This window comes from Pseudoalteromonas sp. SA25, from assembly GCF_011378705.1.
GTDB lineage: Bacteria > Pseudomonadota > Gammaproteobacteria > Enterobacterales > Alteromonadaceae > Pseudoalteromonas > Pseudoalteromonas arctica.
Genome location: NZ_WTKV01000012.1, coordinates 1 through 20,146, shown reverse-complemented (window position 1 = coordinate 20,146; position 20,146 = coordinate 1). Strand labels below are relative to the sequence as shown.

The 20,146-nt window shown below is 40.1% G+C and carries 19 protein-coding genes; 13 read left to right on the top strand and 6 right to left on the bottom strand.

Annotated features, from left to right (window positions below; translation table 11 throughout):
* Positions 1–3: 3 nt before the first annotated feature.
* Positions 4–897, bottom strand: coding sequence for a bifunctional GNAT family N-acetyltransferase/hotdog fold thioesterase (locus GQR45_RS11185; RefSeq protein ID WP_007582148.1), 894 nt, complete (start codon positions 895–897; stop codon positions 4–6).
* 248 nt (positions 898–1,145) lie between these two features.
* Between GQR45_RS11185 and GQR45_RS11180 the strand changes: the two genes are divergently transcribed.
* Positions 1,146–1,859, top strand: coding sequence for a fused MFS/spermidine synthase (locus GQR45_RS11180; protein ID WP_165725930.1), 714 nt, complete (start codon positions 1,146–1,148; stop codon positions 1,857–1,859).
* Here GQR45_RS11180 and dtd read toward each other — a convergent pair.
* Both dtd and GQR45_RS11170 read right to left on the bottom strand, forming a co-directional pair.
* A complete protein-coding gene (dtd, locus tag GQR45_RS11175; protein WP_007582156.1) occupies positions 1,848–2,285 on the bottom strand; it encodes a D-aminoacyl-tRNA deacylase in 438 nt (145 codons plus the stop codon). The genes GQR45_RS11180 and dtd overlap by 12 nt on opposite strands.
* Positions 2,286–3,191 carry a virulence factor BrkB family protein gene (locus GQR45_RS11170; protein WP_007582159.1) on the bottom strand — a complete coding sequence of 302 codons (906 nt, stop codon included), beginning with the start codon at positions 3,189–3,191 and terminating at the stop codon, positions 2,286–2,288. It lies immediately after the preceding gene.
* An 87-nt stretch (positions 3,192–3,278) separates the two neighbouring features.
* On the opposite strand from GQR45_RS11170, the gene GQR45_RS11165 reads away from it, so the two are divergent.
* The 3 genes from GQR45_RS11165 (at position 3,279) to GQR45_RS11155 (ending at position 5,884) form a co-directional block, all read left to right on the top strand.
* On the top strand, positions 3,279–3,935 hold the full coding sequence (locus GQR45_RS11165) for a DUF2959 domain-containing protein (protein ID WP_010554796.1): 657 nt from the start codon (positions 3,279–3,281) through the stop codon (positions 3,933–3,935).
* A gap of 73 nt (positions 3,936–4,008) precedes the next feature.
* Positions 4,009–5,088, top strand: a complete 1,080-nt coding sequence (locus GQR45_RS11160) for an MBL fold metallo-hydrolase (RefSeq protein WP_165725929.1) — start codon at positions 4,009–4,011, stop codon at positions 5,086–5,088.
* A 67-nt stretch (positions 5,089–5,155) separates the two neighbouring features.
* Entirely contained in the window at positions 5,156–5,884 is a 729-nt protein-coding gene (locus GQR45_RS11155; RefSeq protein ID WP_165725928.1) for a CBM9 family sugar-binding protein, read from the top strand.
* Between the two features lie 357 nt (positions 5,885–6,241).
* On the opposite strand, the gene typA is transcribed toward GQR45_RS11155, so the two are convergent.
* Positions 6,242–8,065 (bottom strand): translational GTPase TypA, encoded by a 1,824-nt coding sequence (gene typA / locus GQR45_RS11150; protein ID WP_010554793.1) that lies wholly within the window; start codon positions 8,063–8,065, stop codon positions 6,242–6,244.
* Positions 8,066–8,572: 507 nt separating this feature from the next.
* Here typA and glnA point away from each other — a divergent pair.
* From glnA to GQR45_RS11125, 5 genes are all read left to right on the top strand, one after another.
* Positions 8,573–9,979, top strand: coding sequence for a glutamate--ammonia ligase (glnA, locus tag GQR45_RS11145; RefSeq protein WP_007582170.1), 1,407 nt, complete (start codon positions 8,573–8,575; stop codon positions 9,977–9,979).
* A gap of 113 nt (positions 9,980–10,092) precedes the next feature.
* Positions 10,093–10,614, top strand: a complete 522-nt coding sequence (locus GQR45_RS11140; protein ID WP_007582171.1) for a DUF4124 domain-containing protein — start codon at positions 10,093–10,095, stop codon at positions 10,612–10,614.
* 82 nt (positions 10,615–10,696) lie between these two features.
* The gene (gene glnL, locus GQR45_RS11135; protein WP_007582173.1) at positions 10,697–11,767 is read left to right on the top strand and encodes a nitrogen regulation protein NR(II); all 1,071 of its coding nucleotides are present in this window, start codon (positions 10,697–10,699) and stop codon (positions 11,765–11,767) included.
* Between the two features lie 14 nt (positions 11,768–11,781).
* Positions 11,782–13,167, top strand: coding sequence for a nitrogen regulation protein NR(I) (ntrC, locus tag GQR45_RS11130; RefSeq protein WP_007582175.1), 1,386 nt, complete (start codon positions 11,782–11,784; stop codon positions 13,165–13,167).
* Positions 13,168–13,196: 29 nt separating this feature from the next.
* The gene (locus GQR45_RS11125) at positions 13,197–13,655 is read left to right on the top strand and encodes a cyclic nucleotide-binding domain-containing protein (RefSeq protein WP_010554789.1); all 459 of its coding nucleotides are present in this window, start codon (positions 13,197–13,199) and stop codon (positions 13,653–13,655) included.
* 1 nt (position 13,656) lies between these two features.
* On the opposite strand, the gene GQR45_RS11120 is transcribed toward GQR45_RS11125, so the two are convergent.
* Both GQR45_RS11120 and GQR45_RS11115 read right to left on the bottom strand, forming a co-directional pair.
* Positions 13,657–14,322 (bottom strand): hypothetical protein, encoded by a 666-nt coding sequence (locus GQR45_RS11120; RefSeq protein ID WP_165725927.1) that lies wholly within the window; start codon positions 14,320–14,322, stop codon positions 13,657–13,659.
* Between the two features lie 55 nt (positions 14,323–14,377).
* On the bottom strand, positions 14,378–14,665 hold the full coding sequence (locus tag GQR45_RS11115; protein WP_007582180.1) for a hypothetical protein: 288 nt from the start codon (positions 14,663–14,665) through the stop codon (positions 14,378–14,380).
* A gap of 245 nt (positions 14,666–14,910) precedes the next feature.
* Between GQR45_RS11115 and GQR45_RS11110 the strand changes: the two genes are divergently transcribed.
* From GQR45_RS11110 to GQR45_RS11095, 4 genes are all read left to right on the top strand, one after another.
* Positions 14,911–15,294 (top strand): RNA-binding S4 domain-containing protein, encoded by a 384-nt coding sequence (locus tag GQR45_RS11110; protein WP_010554787.1) that lies wholly within the window; start codon positions 14,911–14,913, stop codon positions 15,292–15,294.
* Positions 15,295–15,395: 101 nt separating this feature from the next.
* Positions 15,396–15,824, top strand: a complete 429-nt coding sequence (locus GQR45_RS11105) for a hypothetical protein (protein WP_165725926.1) — start codon at positions 15,396–15,398, stop codon at positions 15,822–15,824.
* A 202-nt stretch (positions 15,825–16,026) separates the two neighbouring features.
* On the top strand, positions 16,027–18,771 hold the full coding sequence (gene acnA / locus GQR45_RS11100; RefSeq protein ID WP_010554785.1) for an aconitate hydratase AcnA: 2,745 nt from the start codon (positions 16,027–16,029) through the stop codon (positions 18,769–18,771).
* Positions 18,772–18,876: 105 nt separating this feature from the next.
* Positions 18,877–20,117 (top strand): IS3 family transposase gene (locus tag GQR45_RS11095; RefSeq protein ID WP_240920078.1). Its coding sequence is split into 2 segments (ribosomal slippage): positions 18,877–19,240 and positions 19,240–20,117, totalling 1,242 coding nucleotides; the frame shifts between segments, so codons are not numbered across the junction.
* Positions 20,118–20,146: the final 29 nt, after the last annotated feature.

The window sequence follows — 20,146 nt, the reverse complement described above, 5'->3', positions numbered from 1 at the left end:
CAGTTATTTTTTTACTACAAACTGCCCTTCAAATTCTGCAACCACGTTATCACCATCGTAAATAGTTACAGGCACTACGTAACTTGCTTTACCGTCGGTTTCTAAATCGCTTAACTTGCCCTTACAGGTTTGTATATCAACACAACCACGTGGGTCGGTAGTAAGCGGCTTTAAGTACTTAATGTTAGCATCGGCTAATACAATATTACCTTCAAGCCCAGCTTCTTTAAGTGCTAAGTACGTAGCGCCCCAACCTGTTAGCGTGGCCAAGCTATAAATAGAGCCTGCAAACATGGTGTTATGTAGGTTTAAGTTAGCGTCTAGGTCGGCACTGGTTGTAAATTGCCAATCGGTATAGCTTTCTACCTTAATACCCATCGCGTCACTAATTGGAATAGACTCTCGCCACGTATTTTGTAGTACTTGCGTCCAATTTGGATGACGGAACCAGCCTGGCTCACACGGTTTTTGCTTTACCATTTTAAAGTGTTGTACATCGCCATACGCTAAGTGCGCTTTTTCTTTTAATTCGTAACCGTGGCGTTTATAAAACTCAAGCGCACGTTCGCGTGCAAACAAAACCAATTCATCGGCATTTTGTGTCCATGCTATTTTTTCAAGCTCATGAAGCAAACGACTACCAATATGCTGATTACGGTTCCCCTCTGCAACTGCCATGTAGCGCACTTGTGCTTGCTCATGATTGTTAAAGTGCAAACGTGCTACACCTAGCACTTCGCCTTCTTTATTTTTTATAAAGCGGTGCTCAGAGTCTTGTTCCATATCGTCTTGTTCAGAGCCACGAGGCTCGCCCCAAGGCGCGCGTAATACCTGCCAACGCAATTGGTAATACGCTTGCCAATCTTCGCTACTTTGTGGGGTGCTTACCTGAAACATACATACTCCTGTTGTTATATAAGCCGTAAATAAAAGTCAAAAAAAAGGCTACGGCGCTATACTAATAGTATTGGTTATCTACCAAGCTAAAAAAATAAAATAATTAAATTGAGTGGCATTATTATGGCAAATACCATACTCCATCTTAAAAAAACTGCAAATACGACTTTGGTGATGGCTGTAAAATAACGTAAAAAAATAATGACAAAGGCCATTGCGCTTTAACGTTGCTAGTTTATGCTGAGAATATGACTGAAAAAATCAATTATATAAATTCACAGACGGATTTGCTGAGCGATCAATTTATTGAAAATAGCCACAGCATTGGTCAGTTAATCTATTGGCATAAATGCAGTGGCGATCACATTCAAGTACGTGAGCACGAGCAGTTACGCTGGTTACTTATTAACGACACTCTTCAATCTGTTATTGATTTAAATAACCCGGATTTATTACTTTTTCCACACTTATTGTACCTAGATAAGCACTGGCAAGCTCTTAGCGCGCCACAAAAAGTGTTAGAACTCGGCCTTGGCGGCGGTGCAATTCGTAATTATTTAAAACACAAATACCCTAAAGCACAAATAACATCGGTTGAAAAAAACGCCGATATTATTGATTGCTATACCCAGTTTTTTTCGTCAAATAAGAATGAGCAACTGCTGTGCGCCGATGCGCAACAGATTTTAGAAAGTGTGCAAAATATTGATTGGATTATTCTAGATTTATTTAGCCAAATAGACGCGCCTCGATTTTTATTTGAAGAGGCATTTTATAAAAAAATCTACTCGGCTTTAAATAACAACGGCGTGCTATTTATTAACTTTTTATCGCAGCATGAGTCGCAATTAAAGCAACTTCAGCAGCTATTACTCGATGTATTTGGTTGTAATGTTAGCCCGCAAAAAATTACGGGCTATGTAAATCATATTGTCGTGGTAACCAAAAACTTAAACAGATAAGTTAAACGTAACGGGCCCATCGTTACACAAGCTTACTTGCATATCGGCACCAAACTCACCTGTGGCTATTGTAAGCCCCAACTCTTTAGCTTGAGCTACAAAGTATTCGTAAAGCTCGTTAGCTTGGCTTGGCGTTGCCGCAGATGAAAAACTAGGGCGCATACCCTTTTTAGTATCAGCCGCTAGCGTAAATTGCGAAACAACAAGTAACTCACCTTTAATATCTTTAAGGCTTAAGTTCATTTTGTCGTTTTCGTCAGTAAAAATACGATAATTACTTACCTTGTGTAAAAGCTTATCGGCCGTTTGTTTGTCGTCGTGTTTTTCAACGCCCAGCAACAACAATATACCTTGGCTAATTTCGCCTACCACGTGGTTGTTAATTTCTACTTTGGCATGCTTTACACGTTGTATTAAACCTTGCATTTAAACTGTGTCCTTTACTGCTGGTTCATCATCTTCTAGTTCAAGCTCTGGTGTTTCTGGAATATCATTTGGGCTAATGCACGCAGTAAATTCAGCGCCAAGCAAAACAACGACCCACGACAAATACACCCATACAAATAAAATAGGAATGGTTGCTACTGCGCCGTAAATAACTTCGTATGACGGAAAATGGCTAATATAAAGTGCAAACCCTTTTTTAGTCAGCTCAAATAAAAGTGCCGCAAAAAAAGCGCCAGGTATTGCCGCTCTGAACGATACACGCGTATTAGGCACTAAGGTGTAGAGCATAATAAAGCCCACCATCGAAATCCCATACGGCAATAGCTTTAACAAAAACCCGCTAAACCCCGGAATTCCCTGATCAGCAAACGACACCAACGATACAATATAAGAGGTAACACCAATACTGGCACCGAGCAACATAGGCCCTAAGCTCAAAACCATCCAGTACACAGCAAATGAGATCATCATTGGGCGCTTTTTCTTTATGCGCCAAATTCGGTTCAATGTGGCATCTACATTACGTATTAACAGCAATGCAATTGCAGCTAAAAAGCCAATACCTACCGCCGTCATTTGGTTGGCATTGCCCGCAAAGGAGCTAATGTGCTCTCTAATAACATCGGTAGAGGTAGGGACAAAGTTGGTAAACAAAAAGCTCTCAATTTCCATGCGAGTAGATTCAAAGCCCGGAAAAGCTGAAAATATAGCAACACCCACCGCAATTAATGGCACTAAAGAAAGAAGGGTTACGTAAGCAAGGTAACCTGCATTAACCGTTATTTGATCGTCTATACAACGATTAAAATACTGCATCCACCAACCAGGTTGCTGGCGTATAAAGGACTTAACTTGCTGTTTGTAATGTGAGAGCTTATCATTCATACAATTGACTTGTGCTTATATAGTTTTGATTATAATAACAATCAGCGCCATAATTTACAGCACTAACGCTCGTAAACAGGAATTCAAATGAAAAAACAAACATTACTCAGTGTTTCAATGCTTGTAGTAACACTTACTTTAACTGGCTGCCAATCAGCTTATTATTCTGCGATGGAAAAAGTGGGTGTTCACAAACGCGATATTCTAATTGACCGCGTAGAAGAAACCAAAGACTCGCAACAAGAGTCACAAGAAGAATTTAAATCGGCACTAGAGCGCTTAACTACTCTAATCGATTTTAATGGTGGCGAACTACAAGACACTTACAATCAACTAAACGATGATTACGAGTCGAGCTTAAATGCCGCTAACGAAGTGTCAACTAACATCAATAAAGTAGAAGACGTGGCAGAAGCGCTATTTGATGAGTGGGGCGATGAGCTAGAGCAATACAAAAGCGCATCACTTAAGCGTGAAAGCAGCAAAAAGCTAGCCGCGACTAAGCGTCAATTTGATCAGCTATTACGCTCAATGCGCAGCGCAGAGAGTAAAATGGAGCCAGTATTAACCTCGCTTCATGATAACGTTTTATACCTAAAGCATAACTTAAATGCACAAGCGGTATCGGCTATTAAAGGTGAATTCACTAACCTTAAGCGCGATATTCAATTGTTGATGAACGACATGAACAAATCGATTGCCGATTCAAACAAATTTATTGAACAAATGAACAGCGCTGGCTAATTATTTGTTACTTTAACAAGCCTGCTTAATTGCAGGCTTTTTTATGTTAAAGGCATACTAAAAGGGATTTACAATGAAACGCTTTTTAACCGCAACAATGCTCTTATGTATACTAACTGCCTGCGGTGCACCTAATAATATTAATCGTATTACCAGCTCTGACTCAGTTGTTGTTATTAATGATAAGAACGGTCGTTATAAAAATTTATACACAGGTGAAAAAACATATCCCACTACCTGTACTGAAAACTGCTACTCAGCCCATCCAGACTTACTATGCAAAACCGGCAGCGAAAACTGCCAGTACCAAGGCCTGCAAACTAAACCACAGCTTAGCACTGGCTATACCGTACGCTGGCTTGGCCACGCTAGTTTTGTAATTAACACCCCAAATGGTCAAAATGTGCTGTTTGATCCAGTAAAAAATCAGTTTGATTCTCCAGTTGCACTTGGCTTTAAACTCGGCGGTGGTATTTATCGTAAAGCAGGCGCTTGGCCTAGTGAGCAAGAACTGGAAAATATTGATGCGGTAATGTATTCGCATATTCATTACGATCACTTTAATAAAGCCGACATACAAAACATTGGCAATAAACCTCGCTATTTAACACCACTCGGTATGGCCGACAACTTCCCCACCGGCGGTTTTAATATTAGCGAAATGCCATGGTACTCAACAACCAACATTGACGACTTAGTTATTAATGCCGTGCCAGCTCATCATTTTAGCGCTCGCGTATTGGTGCCCTTTATTTACGAAGATAACAATAAAGACTTATGGAATGGCTGGCTGCTTGAACAAAACGGCAGTACCTTATTTTTTGCAGGCGATACGGGCTACTCAAAACACTTTAAAGATATACAGCAAAAATATGGCAATATAGATGTGTGCTTAATACCAATCGCATCTTACTACAGTAAAGAAAGTGGTAAATTTTATCGTTACGTTCACACCACACCAGAAGACGCGCTCAACGCAGCACAAGAACTTAACTGCAAAGTAATGATACCTTGGGGGTATGGTAATTCAAGTTGGAAAATGGGCGACCATACTAGCCACTCTGCCTTACTGCGCTTATTGCATATGTACAATAAAATGGATTCAAAAGTACCGCTGTATATTTTAAACGAAGGCGAAAGTATTTCACTATAACTATTTACTTAGCTGTTTTAAGATTGTTATTACATTAAGACAAGCACACAATAAAATTGAGAAATTAATGAAAAAATTAGCACTCGCCTTAAGCTTTTTATTAAGCACGCCTGCAATGGCTATTGATGTTGAACATACATCAACTCCAATTACTATTGATGGCGTATCAGAAAGCGCATGGGATAAAGCTGCTTGGCACAACATGCCTTATTTAATGGATGGCACACTGCCAGCAAACGATGCTGACTTTAAAGGGCGTTATCGCTTACTGTGGGATCAAAACTATTTATACCTACAAGCCGATATTGTGGATGATGTTTTAATAGATACACACGCCGATCCAACCTATAAATATTGGGATGACGACGCGCTTGAAGTATTTATTGATAGCGATGCATCAGGCGGTAATCACCAATTTAATCACACCGCTTTGGCGTACCACATTGGCCTTGATAACCAAGCTGCCGATTACGGCCCTGATAAAAAAGCCCATTTGTACACCGACCACCTAGTCAGTAACTGGAAGCGCAACACCACCGCACCTTTTAACATTACCTGGGAAGTAGCGATAAAGCTCTACCCGAATGATTATAAAGAAGGTGCTAAAAACACCCCAATTACACTTAGCGAAAAGCAAGTAATCGGATTTATGTTAGCGTATTGCGATAACGATGGCAGTGACGTGCGCGAGCACTTTATGGGCTCACACGAAGTACAACCAGTAAATGGCGACAGAAATCGTGGTTTTATAGATGCAGACGTATTTGGCAAAATAACCCTACTCCCTAAAAAGTAAGTAACTACCAATAAAATAATTGAACACGTATGTTGGGTTGAGCGAAGCGAAACCCAGCGAAAAAAAGCCCACCAACAAACACTGATACTTTACATTATCGGCTGTTTCAGCTCTCTCATTCACTTCTCCTTGTGCAAAAAATCTTTAAATAAATTATTCACAAAGAGGTTAAGAGGCGCTGCGCTTTTAGAGGTAAATATATTATGGAAATTTCATCACAAAACAGTAGCTATATAATTTTGAGCTAAATACTGTCAGCTGACGACTTATAGCCTACAGCTCTTGTTTTCAAAAACAAAAAAGCCGCTGTATTTTTCAATACAGCGGCTTTTAAAATCATTATTCTAAATTAATAGATTATGACTTAGGTCCACGACCTGCACGTTTACGTTCGTTTTCTGTAAGGTAACGCTTACGAATACGAATGTTTAGTGGAGTTACTTCAACTAGCTCGTCATCATCGATGAACTCAAGCGCTTGCTCAAGTGAGTAGTTAAGGTGTGGAGAAAGCGTTTGCGCTTCATCAGTACCAGATGCACGTACGTTAGTTAACTGCTTGCCTTTAAGGGCGTTAACTGTAAGGTCGTTATCACGGTTATGAATACCGATAACCATACCTTCGTATACTTCAACACCGTGACCGATGAATAAACGGCCGCGTTCTTGTAAGTTGAATAATGCGTTAGTAAGTGCTTTACCAGTTGCGTTTGCAATCATTACGCCGTTCTTACGAACACCGATGTCGCCACCTTTGTGAGGACCGTAATGATCGAACGTATGGTACATAAGACCAGAACCCGAAGTAAGCGTCATGAAATCAGTTTGGAAACCAATTAAACCACGGCTAGGGATCATGAAATCTAAACGCATACGGCCTTTGCCATCTGGAGTCATGTTAGTAAGTTCACCTTTACGTAGGCCAACTTGTTCCATAACAGAACCCTGATGCTCGTCTTGACAGTCAATAGTAACTGTTTCAAACGGTTCTTCTAGAACGCCATCTACAGTACGTAAGATAACTTCTGGACGAGAAACTGAAAGCTCGTAACCTTCACGACGCATGTTCTCGATTAAGATACCTAGGTGTAATTCACCACGACCAGAAACACGGAAGCTATCTGGGCTACCAGTATCTTCAACGCGAAGTGCTACGTTGTGTACTAATTCTTTGTCTAAACGTTCACGGATATTACGTGACGTTACAAACTTACCTTCTTTACCACAGAAAGGTGAGTTATTTACAGAGAATGTCATTGTTACAGTTGGCTCATCAACACTTAGTGGTGGTAATGCTTCAACGTTTCCTGGGAAACAAACTGTATCAGAAATCTTAAGCTCACCAATACCTGTTACAGTTACGATGTTACCAGCGTAAGCTCTATCAGTTTCGATACGTTCAAGACCTAGGTAGCTTTGTACTGCGCCAATTTTACCATTACGTGTAGTGCCATCAGCACTGATAATAGTAACTTGTTGGTTAGGAGCAACAGAACCACGTTTAATACGACCAATACCAACTACACCAACATAAGAGTTGTAATCTAGTTGAGAAATTTGCATTTGGAAGTCACCTTCAGGATCTGCATCCGGTGGTGATACTTCGTCAACGATCATCTTGAACATAGGTTCCATGTTGTCTGATGGCTCGTCTAAATCTAGTGTTGCCCAGCCGTTGATAGCTGAAGCGTAGATTACTTTAAAATCTAACTGTTCGTCAGTTGCGCCAAGGTTGTCGAATAAATCAAAGATTTGATCCATAACCCAATCAGGACGTGAACCTGGCTTATCAATTTTATTGATAACTACGATTGGCTTTAAGCCTTGCGCGAATGCCTTTTGCGTAACGAAACGCGTTTGTGGCATTGGACCTTCTTGAGCATCAACAAGTAATAATACTGAGTCAGCCATCGAAAGTACGCGTTCAACTTCACCACCGAAATCGGCGTGTCCCGGAGTATCTACGATATTGATATGGTAGTCGTTCCAAGAGATGGCTGTGTTTTTAGCCAAAATGGTAATACCACGTTCTTTCTCAATGTCGTTTGAGTCCATCACGCGCTCTTCGTTACCGCCGCGTGTTTCTAATGTACCTGATTGCTCAAGTAGTTTGTCAACCAGAGTTGTTTTACCGTGGTCAACGTGCGCGATAATCGCTATATTTCTTAACTTTTCGATGCTCATATATTTACTCAGAGAAATTAAATTCTCAATGATCCTGCAAGATCTACGCACTCATCCACGCTTTCGCGAGATGTCCCAGCATAGGATTTAAAAGGGCGCATATTATCCCTCATTAATGACATGGATGAAAGTTTATCCAATACATATTTTAAAACTTTCTCAATACTTTTACTAAGTATCTGTTTTATATATGACAATTATATGAATTAAATTTCAATATTTTTTTGAAAAACAGTCTTTTTGGCTATTTTTCCGATCTTTTTGTTACTCTTTTACATTTAGGTTATGCTAATTTCAGCTGATTAAATTAACAACAAATTACGCTCTGTAAATTTTGCACTAAAATGGAATATTTACGCACCAATATGGTGCGTAAATATATTCCATTTTGATGCAATGATATTTTTTTAATTTATAAACAGCCAGTTACAATAATGGCACAAAATCAGCTTAGTAAATACCAAAGCAATTATGCAGCAATAACAAAACCCAATAGTTGGAGGACACATGTCACAATCGGTTTTAGATTTTATTAAAGAAAATGACGTCAAGTTCATTGATTTACGCTTTACTGACACTAAGGGTAAAGAGCAACATGTATCGATTCCTCATCACCAAGTTGATGAAGATTTTTTCGAAGACGGTAAAATGTTCGACGGTTCTTCAATTGCAGGCTGGAAAGGCATAAACGAATCAGACATGGTATTAATGCCAGTTCCTGAGTCAATCAAACTAGACCCTTTCACTGAAGAAGCGACATTAATTTTACGTTGTGACGTAGTAGAGCCTTCTACACTACAAGGCTATGAGCGCGACCCGCGTTCTGTTGCTAAGCGTGCTGAAGATTACATGCGTTCTACAGGCATTGCAGACACTGTTTTATTTGGCCCTGAGCCAGAATTTTTCGTATTTGACGATGTTAAATACAAATCAGATATGTCTGGTTCTATGTACAAAATTGATTCTAAGCAAGCTGCTTGGAACTCAGATAAAGAATATGCAGATGGCAACACTGGTCATCGTCCAGGTGTTAAAGGCGGTTACTTCCCAGTTGCTCCAGTTGATGACTTCCAAGATTGGCGTTCAGCTACGTGTCTAGTTCTAGAAGAAATGGGCCAAGTAGTAGAAGCACATCACCACGAAGTAGCAACAGCAGGTCAAAACGAAATCGCTACTCGCTTTAATACAATGGTATTAAAAGCGGATGAAATTCAAGAAATGAAATATGTTATCCATAACATGGCTCACTTATACGGTAAAACAGCAACGTTTATGCCTAAGCCAGTTGTTGGTGATAACGGTTCTGGTATGCATTGTCACCAGTCACTTGCTAAAGATGGTGTAAACCTTTTTGCTGGTGATAAGTACGGCGGTCTTTCTGAAGATGCACTTTACTACATTGGCGGCATCATCAAGCATGCTAAAGCAATTAACGCTTTCGCAAATGCGTCTACTAACTCGTACAAACGTTTAGTACCAGGTTTTGAAGCACCAGTTATGCTTGCATACTCTGCACGTAACCGTTCTGCATCAATCCGTATCCCAGTGGTTCCATCTGAAAAAGGTCGTCGTATTGAAGTACGCTTCCCGGATCCAACTGCTAACCCATACCTTGCTTTCTCAGCAATGCTTATGGCTGGCCTTGATGGTATCAAAAACAAGATCCATCCTGGCGATGCTATGGATAAAGATTTATACGACTTACCAGCTGAAGAAGCAGCAGAAATTCCAACTGTTGCAGCATCACTTGACGAAGCACTATCTGCACTTAGCGCAGACCGTGAATTCTTAACTCAAGGTGGCGTATTCACTGATGACTTAATCGATGCTTACATCTCACTTAAGTCTAAAGAAGTTGAAAAGCTTAACATGACAACTCACCCAGTTGAGTTTGAAATGTACTACAGCTGTTAATTAAGCTGTAAAAAATATGTGTGTTCTCAAGCCCGCTTTGCGGGCTTTTTTAATGGTAAAATTAGTCAATCTCCACTAAAGTTAAGTTACCGATAAAAATGCAGGGCTGCAGAGTGAATAACAAGATTTTATTACTATTAATTACTTTAGGATTAAGTAATTATGGTTATGCCGGTGAAACAAAAATATACGCTTGGAAAGATAAAAATGGCGTATTAGTGTTCTCAGACACCCCTCATAAAGGGGCTCAAGAGGTAAAGCTCACCAGCCAAGATCTTAATATGCCTGCAACAAATACTGACATTTTTGACGAGCAACCTCAGCCTCAACAAGCGGCCTTTAGTATTGCTATTTCCTCACCTGATCATAACCAGACTATTCGTGAAAATACCGGCACTGTTTATGTAACTAGCCGAATAAAACCACGCTTTGAAACTGGTTTTACTATACAACTTTTTATTGATGGTAAAGCACACGGCCCAGCCAGTGGCAGCTCAACCTTTGCAATTAGAGATGTAGAACGTGGTCAGCACACACTACAATTAAAGCTTTTTAATAGTAAAAACCAAGTTATTGCTACAAGCGAACCCTGCATATTTTTTATGCACCGAAAAGGGCTAAGCCTAGGTAACTAAATTGGGGCATTACTAAACGTGCAGCAGTGTATTTAACCATATAACTTGCTTGCAAACATCCACGCACTAAAATGGTGCAGCTATGATTAATAATAAAAACTTTAGCCCTGAGCTACTCGATGCCATTTGGCAAAATCAAACAACCGCTATCATGCTACTTGATAAAAACTTCACCGTTGTATATGCCAATACCAGTACCAGCGAGCTGCTTGGCCTTGGTAATAAGCGCTTGTTAGAACAACCGTTTGATAGCCTTTTTAACTACCATTCAATCGATTTACAGCGTATAGAACAATACTCATTAGTTGAAGGCGTAGATTGCCAGCAGCATAGAGCTGACGTGGTTTTTAGCGATTCTCGCCATGCAAAAGTAGCCGTAAGTACACGACAAATTAAGTTTAATGGCTCGCTTTATATTTTATTTGAGTGGCGCCAAACCGATGACGAAATTAAGCACGACCAAGCGTCTAATCAAATGCATCAATATCAAGCTGCCCGAAACCTAATTAGAGGGTTAGCTCACGAAATTAAAAATCCTTTAGGTGGAATTCGCGGAGCGGCGCAGTTATTGCAGTATGAGGTTGATCAACAAGAAAGAGATCAATGTGCTGAGCTCATCATTGAGCAAGCCGACCGATTACGCGAACTAGTAGATAGGCTTTTGGGGCCCAATCAACTTCCGCAAAAATCGTATGGCAACATACATCAATCACTTGAATCAGTTGCAAGGCTAAGTACGTTAGATAATTGTTCTAACATTAGCTTAGTTAAAGATTACGACCCAAGTATTCCTGATGTATACATTGATCAAGGCAAAATTCAGCAAGTGGTATTAAACATTGTTCGAAATGCCCAACAGGCGCTTGTAGATGGCGGTGAAATAACAATAAAAACCCGCATTAATCATCAACATCGTCGCCCAGGTAAAGCACCTAAAAAAGCCTTGTTGATCCAAATATCTGATAACGGACCAGGTATTGATCCCAGTGTACGCGAAACACTGTTCTACCCTATGATCACCAATAAAGAAGGTGGCTCTGGGTTAGGACTCTCAATAGCGCAAACACTGATAGATCAACATGATGGCTATATAGAATGTGATAGCTGGCCTGGACATACTGAATTTAATATCTATCTGCCCTTTGCAGATTAATGTTTGGAGTTTGCATGAAAACAGTTTGGCTTGTAGATGATGATGCTTCTATTCGATTTGTACTTGAAAAAGCACTAACCCGTGCAGGGTTTAACACAGAGAGCTTTGCTAATGCGCAAGATGTACTAAGCGCCCTAAAGTTTAGCCAACCTACTGTTTTAGTTTCTGACGTACGAATGCCTGGTATGGATGGTATGGCGTTGCTTGAACTTATTGCAGAGCAAAACCCTGGGCTGCCGGTTATTATAATGACTGCGCACTCAGATTTAGACTCAGCTGTAAATGCATTCCAAAAAGGTGCTTTTGAATACCTAGCTAAGCCGTTTGATTTAAACGAAGCAGTGGCGCTGGTCGAAAGCGCATGCAGAGCAAACTCCACTAAAAAAACTAAACGCAAGCAAGCTCCACCAAAAAGTGCCCACATAATTGGTGAAGCGCCCGCAATGCAAGAAGTGTTTAGAGCGATAGGTAAACTATCGGCTTCTAGCATGAGCGTATTAATAAATGGCGAATCTGGAACAGGTAAAGAACTGGTTGCCAGTGCTTTGCACAATCATAGCCCACGTAAAGAAAACCAATTTATTGCACTTAACATGGCAGCCATTCCAAAAGAGCTTGTTGAGTCAGAGTTATTTGGCCACGAAAAAGGCGCATTTACGGGCGCCGACAGCGTGCGTAAAGGCCGTTTTGAGCAAGCCAATGGCGGCACACTATTTTTAGATGAAATTGGTGATATGCCACTTGATGTACAAACACGTTTATTACGCGTTCTTGCCGATGGTGAGTTTTATCGCGTTGGTGGCCATCAAAGTATAAAAGTGGACGTACGCATTATTGCAGCTACGCACCAAAACCTTGAAGATTTAGTTAAACAAGGCAAGTTTAGGGATGATTTATTTCATCGTCTTAATGTTGTGCGCCTACGTTTACCTGCTCTTCGAGAGCGTACTGAAGATATAGAAAGCTTATCGCAACATTTTTTACATAAAAGCGCTAAAGAGCTACAAGTAGAAAGCAAAGTGCTGAGCCCTAAGGCAACTGAGCAATTACGCTTATTTAATTGGCCAGGCAATGTACGCCAATTAGAAAACACCTGTCGCTGGCTTACTGTAATGGCACCGGGTGAGCTTGTAAGCGAGCAAGACTTACCGCCAGAGATTCTGGATGCTTCGCCAACCCAGGAAGAAGGTGATTGGCTAGATGCGTTTCAGCAATGGCTTAATCAAGAGCTTAAACAAGGCAAAGAAAATATTTGGCCTGACATTCAAGCCCAGCTAGAAACTCGCTTAATTAAAACCGCACTGGCTAATTGTTCTGGTCATAAGCAAGATGCTGCTATAAAAATTGGTTGGGGACGCAACACGTTGACCCGAAAATTAAAAGAGCGCAATATTAGCTGATTAAACGCTTTTAACACATTTGGTTATTGATGAAGCTAATCGAACATATTCCATTATTCAAACAAATGGAAATTATAAACAGGCTGCACTTTTTTAAAGAATTTACGCTCAGCGAGCGCCAAGTCTTATTAGAGTCGTTCGGCCTGTTATATTTAGTAAGCCAGCATCAATTTTTATTTAAGCAATACGATAACGACAAACGTTTGTACATTGTACTTAGCGGCGCGTTATTAGTATTTAAACATAATCATTTGCTAGAACTTGGCACTATAGAGCCCGGTGAATTTATAGGTGAAGGTGCCTTTATAAATAACCGAGAACGAAGCACCAGTGCTCGCGCTAAAACCGACAGTATAGTCCTCGCTATTACCCCAGAAGCACTCACCCGTTTGCCGAATGTTATCCGCGAAAAAATTAAAGACCGAATTATAGAAGGTATGAGTCTGCGCATTGCCAAACTAAGCGAGCATATAGAAACTCACGGTTAGTTCAGTCCATATAAATAATTTGTAGTGAGCAATCAAGCCAGCTGGGGTTATTAACGTGAGCTGTAAACCTGTAAGTATCGGATGGTTTGGCGCCAAAGGGCGTATTTATAAGTGGTTGCGAGTGGCGATATGTTTGCGAATAGGTTTTATAATAAATGACAACGTAACCGTACAAAAACTCCCAACCTAACCTTACAACAGCGCCACTGTGTAAGGTAAAGTCAGCATATTTATTTGTAAATGTGACGAGTAAATCATTGTACTTGTCTTCGCTGCATTGAGTTGTTCGTAACTTTTTAGGCATAACAAAGGTTGTACCCGCCACTGCATTTTTTAGATAAAAGCCTATATTGCCATCACCATAAAAATGATTTGAACGCGTTGTATAGTTAACTTGTGGCTCGTAACCTAGCCCCTGCATAATAGTAGCTAACTGCTCAGTCTCTTTTGGGTAAATTTTGTCACTTGATAAGAGTAATGTAGCCTCACCAAACTCTGATGGGATTGCCAGCGGTACATATTCATAAGGGAGCGATTGTGCTTTTAGCGCAGCATCGAGCTGATTGCTCTGTTCATCTTGCAAGTTTTCACTAAATACATACACGGTAGGTTGTTGGCACGCAGCTAATGGTAATGCCAACACACACATTAAAATTCCATTTTTCATAGTTACCCCTTTTGATTACGCTTGTAGTCTATTAAAGGTAACTATTTATAGCAATTTAATTTGTTTGGCTATCTAACCAAGCATCAACACTTTTGCGAGTATATAAAACTTCTTTAAATAAACGATGACGTTCAAACTCGAGTTTTGTTTTTCTCGTGGCATCACCACTAACTAAACGGCTATGGGTATCATTGAACTTTGAAATTACAGAAAAACCGCGCTCATCTTGATCAGCTTGCTTTTTTACAGAATTAGCAAGGTGCTCTCTAACATCGTCAGCAGTTAACATACCTGAATTGTCTAATCCCATTAGCTCTTTTTTCATTGCCAATCTTACGCCCATTTCCTACTCCATTTAATGAAAACTATTTAATCCGCCAAAGTTTTAGCAATTAGCAGGCCATACGTAAAATTAACTGCTGCAAAGGTTACTCTTCAATTGCTTCAGTTTTTTTAAAGACAGATAAAATACATAAAAAATTTCATAGCTATTTACGTATTACAATTAGCGAAAGTCACTTGCTTTGGTGCAAAAGTAGCTGCAAGCCTTTATACTACAGCTTGTGCGTTACCCCACCGAGAGCAAATATGAACGAAGAATACATAGAAATAGAATTAGAAGAAGAGCCGATTGAGCTCTGTAAATTATTAAAAGTACTAAACTTAGTTGAAGGTGGCGGCCAAGCTAAAAACCTAATTACCGAAGGCTATGTGGGTGTTAACCATGAAATTTGTACAATAAAGCGGAAAAAATTATACAGTGGCGATGTATTAGAATTTGATGGCGAATTTTTTAAACTTGCGCTAAGTGAAGACGCAACCCCTGCAGAAAAACCTGCGGTACAAACTCAAGCAGAGTCAAAGCAAGCTGCACCACAACCAACAAATCAGCCAGCTAAAAGTAAGCGTAAGCGAACTAAAAAACCAAAAGTAGATGATAAAACAGGTCGTCGACCTATTTCGTTTGGTTAAGCATTTAAAAGCCCTCTTTTTATATAAAAAGGTCAACTTGTATAGTTGGCCTTTTTACTCTTTAATAACCTAGTTAATAATAATAAAAACAAGGTTATAAAATGTCTGTCAAAACACCTAAAAATTGGTTTAAGCCCGTTGTATGGGCAGCACTCGTATGGAACTTACTTGGCGTTATTGCATTTGCTATGCACATGATGATGACACCCGAAATGATAGGTAAACTTCCACTAGATCAACAAGCTGCCTACTCTAACATTCCTATTTGGTCAACCATTACATTTGCTATAGCTGTATTTGGAAGCACTTTTGGTTGTCTGTTTTTAATTGCTAAAAACGCGCTGGCAACACCTACTTTTGCGCTATCGCTCGGCGCTATTTTAATTCAACAATATTATAATTTTGTGGTCATAAACAGTATTAAGCTACTTGGTGCAAGTGCTGTATTTATGCCTATTTTTGTAATCATTATTGCCATCGCTTTACTTTGTTTGAGTATTAAAGGTAAGCAACAAGGTTGGTTACAGTAATTAATAAGGGTCGAAATAACTATTGACCCTACCTCTTTCAAATCATCTCTTGAAATTAAACTTTTCAGCATCATCTCTACTATATTAACTGTATAAAATTCGTTCTCTAAACACGATTTTTTACACTGGTATGTACTTTGCAACTCGAACACTACAGAGGTCACTCTTCAAAATATTTTTCTAATTCATAAAGGGGCAAATAATGAATAATAGTTTCGATACCCAACATCAGCTCACAATAAATGGTGAGCAATATCATATTCATTCTCTAAAAGGACTTGGCGACAAAGCGAAACGACTGCCCTTTTCCTTAAAAGTATTACTTGAAAACCTGCTTCGTAACGAAGATGGCGCAAATATAAAAGAACAAGACATTCAAGCCCTTCTTAATTGGGATCCTCAAGCAAAGCCTGCATCTGAAGTTGCCTTTACTCCCGCCCGTGTTGTTATGCAAGATTTTACCGGTGTACCCGCTATTGTAGATTTAGCCGCGATGCGTGACGCAATGGAAAAACTAGGTGGTGATCCTGCAAAAATAAACCCGTTATCACCTGCTGAACTTGTTATTGACCATTCGGTACAAGTAGATGGCTACGGAAATGATGGTGCATTTGATTTAAATGCAAAACTTGAATACGACCGAAATAAAGAACGTTATGAATTTTTACGTTGGGGACAAACCGCTTTTGATAATTTAAAAGTAGTGCCACCAGCAACCGGTATTGTTCACCAAGTAAACCTAGAATACTTAGCGCGCGTTGTTTTTAATGAAGAGCGCGACGGCAAAAAATTCGCTTACCCAGATACGCTTGTAGGGACTGACTCTCACACCACCATGATTAATGGCTTAGGTGTGCTTGGTTGGGGTGTAGGCGGTATTGAAGCTGAAGCAGCCATGCTTGGTCAGCCAATTAGCTTACTCATTCCACAAGTAGTCGGTATGAAGCTAAGCGGCCGCTTACCTGAAGGTACTACCGCTACAGATTTAGTGTTAACGGTAACCGAAATACTGCGTAACCATGGTGTAGTGGGTAAATTTGTAGAGTTTTATGGTGATGGCCTTGCCGACTTACCACTTGCTGATAGAGCAACCATAGCGAATATGGCACCAGAATACGGCGCTACGTGTGGTATTTTCCCAATTGATGATGAAACCATTAACTACCTTCGCTTAACAAACCGCGACGAAAGTCACCTAAAGGTAATTGAGGATTACGCAAAACACCAAGGTTTATGGCGTAACGATGGTGACGAAGCTAGCTATACCGATACACTCGAGCTTAAACTAGGTGATGTTGTACCAAGCCTTGCAGGCCCTAAACGACCACAGGATAGAATTTCCCTAGACAAGGCTGGTGAAGTGATTAGCCAGCATTTAAAAAACTTTCAAGATGAACGTATGGCTCGTCGTGATAATAGCGACGAAGAACAAGCTCGTATTGAAAGTGAAGGGCCAACAACAAATCCAGATGAACCAGTTAACGAAGCGCAGTTTATGGGCGCCGCCAAGGTTAAATTTAAAGGGCAAGAGTTTGAGTTAAACGATGGCGCTTGTGTTATTGCCGCAATTACCAGCTGTACTAATACTTCTAACCCAAGTGTTATTTTAGCTGCTGGTTTGGTTGCCAAAAAAGCAAAACAGTTAGGCATTAATGTAAAACCTTGGGTTAAAACATCACTTGCACCAGGCTCTAAAGTAGTTACCGACTACCTAGAAAAAGCAGGCCTGATGGATGACCTAGAAAGCCTAGGCTTTAACTTAGTTGGCTACGGCTGTACTACGTGTATTGGTAACTCAGGGCCGCTTGCAACTGAAATATCAGACGCAATTCAAAAACATAAATTAGTAGTGAGCTCTATTTTATCGGGTAACCGTAACTTTGAAGGGCGTATTCACCAAGATGTTAAAATGAACTTTTTAGCATCCCCTCCGCTTGTTGTTGCTTACGCCATTGCGGGCAGAACCGATATTGACGTATACAACGAACCCCTGGCTCAAGATGCTAACGGTAACGATATTTACCTTAAAAACATTTGGCCAAGCGTTAAAGAAGTAAGTGACCTAGTTAAAGAAACAGTAACTAAAGAAATGTTCGAAAAAAGCTACGCTAACGTTTACGAAGGCGATAGCCGTTGGCAGCAAATTAAAATACCAGATGGCAAACTTTACGATTGGGATGACGCATCTACCTACATTAAAAAAGCACCATTTTTTGATGGTATGAAAGTAGAACCACCAGGTATCCCCACTATCGAAGGCGCACGTTGTTTAGCTAAACTTGGGGATTCAGTAACCACTGACCATATTTCTCCAGCAGGTGCTATTAAAGCAGATGCACCAGCAGGTTTATACTTGCAAGAAAATGGCGTAGATAAAGCGCAGTTTAACTCGTACGGTTCACGCCGTGGTAATCACGAAGTAATGATGCGTGGTACGTTTGCTAATGTTCGTCTTAAAAACTTACTAGCACCAGGTACTGAAGGTGGCGTAACACGTACTCAGCCTGGCGATACGCTAGAGAGTATTTATGATGCAGCAATGGAGTATCAAAAAAATAATACTCCACTCATTATTTTAGCGGGTAAGGAATACGGTACGGGCTCATCTCGTGACTGGGCTGCTAAAGGCTCACTTTTATTAGGCGTTAAAGCCGTTGTAGCACAAAGCTATGAACGTATTCATCGCTCTAACTTAATTGGTATGGGTGTATTACCTCTGCAATTTAAAGAAGGTGAAAGCTACGAGTCACATGGGTTAACAGGGCAAGAACAATTTGATATTGATGGCCTGTACGATAAAACCGATGAAGTAACCGTTATTGCTACAAATGCCGAAGGTAAAAAAGTAACCTTGAGTGCTGATGTACGTATTGATACCCCTAAAGAGTGGGATTACTACAAACACGGCGGTATTTTACAATATGTACTGCGTAATATGCTCGACTAACAAAGACAGTAGTTAATACATTTAAAAGCCCAGCTTAATAATAAGCTGGGCTTTTTTATGTGTGCTGTCTCGTCCTGAAATGTGTTTACACATTTAGGATTTATTATGACCAAGTCAAATAATACACCGATCAAACGAACACAACGAGATTATTCATTAGGCTTTAAATTACAAGTTGTCGACGCTGTAGAAAAAGGCGATATGACTTATAAACAAGCCCAAAAAATTTATGGCATACAAGGTCGTTCTACCGTGCTTACTTGGTTAAGAAAACACGGTAAGATGGATTGGACTCAATCACCTAAGATAACTATGCCTACATCACCTAAAGCCAAAGAAAGTCCCGCTCAAAAAATAAAACGCCTCGAGCGAGAGCTTGAAGATGAGCACTTACGTAACCTGTTACTCAATGAAGTGGTTAATATCCTTGACGCTGAGCATGGAACAAGCCTTCGAAAAAAGTATATTGCCAAGGAGCAAGAAGCCTTCAAAAGCAAAAAATAGTTAGCTTAGAACGTGCTTGCATGCTGCTTGGTATAACGAGACAAGCGATATATCAACGAGAGAGCAGAGCTAAACTGCGTGCTATTGAACTAGCACCAGTTAAAGCGATGGTATTGGAAATACGACGTTTTATGCCGCGCTTAGGTGGAAGAAAGTTGTATTTTTTACTTAAACCAAAATTCATAGAGCGAGGCATAAGTTTAGGTCGAGACGCTTTTTTTAGTTATTTGAAAAATGAACGTTTATTGGTTAAACCTAAGCGTAGTTACATTAAAACTACTTTTAGTAAACATTGGATGAAAAAGCATCCTAACTTGCTAAAAGATGTGCAACCATCGCGGCCAGAAGAGGTTTTTGTAAGCGATATAACCTATGTTCAATCAGAGCAAGGTGTTCACTATCTATCGCTAGTAACTGATGCGTATAGTCGCAAAATTATGGGTTATGAACTCAGTGATGAAATGAAGGCGACAGATGTTGTTAAGGCATTAGATATGACAATCAATAATCGTCAGTATCAATGTAGTACGATTCATCATTCAGATAGAGGGTTGCAGTATTGCTCGCAGGTATATCAAATAAAGCTTAATGAAAATGGCATTATTCCATCAATGACCGATGGCTATGACTGCTATCAAAATGCACTGGCGGAGCGTATTAACGGCATATTGAAGCAGGAGTTCTTACTCTATAAATGCCAAAATCTAAAAGAGCTACGTGAACTCGTCGAAGAATCAATATTAATATACAATGAAATGAGGCCGCATTTGAGTTTGGGAATGAAAACACCAAACCAAGTGCACAAAAAAAGCCAGGAGCAAAAGCTACTGGCCTTCAATTAAAACCGTCAACGTATTTTAGGACGGGACAT